The organism is Bacillus sp. GbtcB10, assembly GCF_019091365.1.
Lineage (GTDB): Bacteria > Bacillota > Bacilli > Bacillales > Bacillaceae > Bacillus > Bacillus altitudinis.
On the sequence record NZ_JAGXJP010000380.1, the window covers coordinates 1 to 237 of the forward strand.

Consider the following 237-nt stretch of genomic DNA (forward strand, 5'->3'; position numbering starts at 1 on the left):
ATGGCGGTGTAGCTCAGCTGGCTAGAGCGTACGGTTCATACCCGTGAGGTCGGGGGTTCGATCCCCTCCGCCGCTATAAAGGACCTTTAGCTCAGTTGGTTAGAGCAGACGGCTCATAACCGTCCGGTCGTAGGTTCGAGTCCTACAAGGTCCACCATCTATACGGAGGAATACCCAAGTCCGGCTGAAGGGATCGGTCTTGAAAACCGACAGGGGTGTCAAAGCCCGCGGGGGTTC

The 237-nt window shown here is 57.4% G+C and carries 2 tRNA genes; both read left to right on the forward strand.

Features of this window, described 5'->3' with window-relative positions:
* Positions 1 to 2: 2 nt before the first annotated feature.
* Positions 3 to 76: transfer RNA gene (locus KVT11_RS20565), tRNA-Met, on the forward strand.
* Between the two features lie 4 nt (positions 77 to 80).
* A tRNA-Ile gene (locus tag KVT11_RS20570) sits at positions 81 to 157 on the forward strand.
* The last annotated feature ends 80 nt before the right edge of the window (positions 158 to 237 follow it).